The following is a 1185-nucleotide window of genomic DNA, read 5'->3' as shown; positions in this document are numbered from 1 at the left end:
CCTGTTTGTTTATTGATGATGAATTTAGTTTCGGGGGTTGTGTGGGCTTTTCTAGTTTTTAAGATGAATTTACCAATTTTAGAGGATAAAACCACTTCTTCATTTGATGTGATTGCTTTAATTAGAGCATTCTCAAATGAGTTGTAAAACTCTTCGGTTTGGGTTATTGAGGTTTTATTTACCTCAGCTATTTTTTTAATTAATTCTTTTTTCGTCATAATGATTTGACTCCTTTTTTGATTTTTTTTAATTGTTTGTTTATTTTTATTGGATTTTTAAAAGTTAATAATATCTTTAACAGTTCCATCGGGGTGGTAGCCTGTTTTTTTGATTTTTTTTCCTGTTTGTGGGTCATATTCAATGATGAAGTCAATTTTTTTGCTGTTGAGGTTGTTGTAGTAGGTTTTTTTGATGATTGTACCAGTTTGAGGGTCGGATTCAATGATTAAATCAATTGTTATTCCGTCGGGGTTGTAATTGGTTTCTTTGATTATTTCACCAGTTTGAGGATCGTATTCAGTGATGTACCAAATTGTCACGCCGTCTGGGTTGTAAGTGGTTCTTTTGATTATTTGGTTGTTTTCGTTAGATTCCTCGGTTATTTTGTATCCGTTATTATCAATAATTTCTTTTATAATTTTTTTCATTTTTTTAAAATCTCCTTTTATTTTTATTGATTCCAAAAGTTAATGATTTTTTTAATAGTTCCATCATCATAGTAATATGTCTTTTTGAGTAATATGCGTGCGCTATCCTCTCCATCATATTCTTTTATATAATCAATAGTTTCGCCATCGGACTTGTAATATGTCTCTTTGATTAGTTTGTCAATATCTCTTTCGTAACTTTCTATATAATCAATAGTTTTGCCATCAGCTTGATAAAAAACTTCTTGAAACGTAAAGCTAGTATTTTTAACGGATTCAATTATACAGTCAATAGTTTTATCAGAACGATAATAAATTATTTTTTCATCATCTTTATAATAAGTTGCTTTAACTATATGGCCAGTGATTTTGTCGAATTCTTGAACGACTTTAATTCCGTAATCATCAATAAATTCTTTAATAATTGTTTTCATTTTTTTCTCCTTTTTTATAAAAAAAGTCCCTTTTGGGGACTTAATTTTTTAAATATTATTTGGTTTTGTTATCTAAAAAAATGACATTTTGAATAATTACTTTG

3 protein-coding genes are annotated in these 1185 nt (G+C 28.2%); all 3 read right to left on the bottom strand.

The window, feature by feature from the left end; translation table 11 throughout:
• On the bottom strand, positions 1-218 hold a 218-nt coding region (locus OL66_RS02540; protein ID WP_034172331.1), incomplete at its 3' end, for an HU family DNA-binding protein.
• 57 nt (positions 219-275) lie between these two features.
• Positions 276-647: a DUF2963 domain-containing protein gene (locus OL66_RS02535; RefSeq protein WP_017193723.1), complete on the bottom strand. Its 372-nt coding sequence runs from the start codon at positions 645-647 to the stop codon at positions 276-278.
• 23 nt (positions 648-670) lie between these two features.
• A complete protein-coding gene (locus tag OL66_RS03740; RefSeq protein WP_034172330.1) occupies positions 671-1081 on the bottom strand; it encodes a DUF2963 domain-containing protein in 411 nt (136 codons plus the stop codon).
• Positions 1082-1185 lie beyond the last annotated feature (104 nt).

This window comes from Chrysanthemum yellows phytoplasma (assembly GCF_000803325.1).
GTDB classification, from domain to species: domain Bacteria; phylum Bacillota_I; class Bacilli_A; order Acholeplasmatales; family Acholeplasmataceae; genus Phytoplasma; species Phytoplasma asteris.
The sequence above is the reverse complement of the archived record's forward strand: the minus strand, read 5'-3'. Positions and strand labels throughout refer to the sequence as shown.

What these genes read in the sequence shown, in the direction of transcription:
- OL66_RS02535 (WP_017193723.1), bottom strand. Translation starts at nt 647, where the DNA reads ATGAAAAAAATTATAAAAGAAATTATTGATAATAACGGATACAAAATA.
- OL66_RS03740 (WP_034172330.1), bottom strand. Translation starts at nt 1,081, where the DNA reads ATGAAAACAATTATTAAAGAATTTATTGATGATTACGGAATTAAAGTC.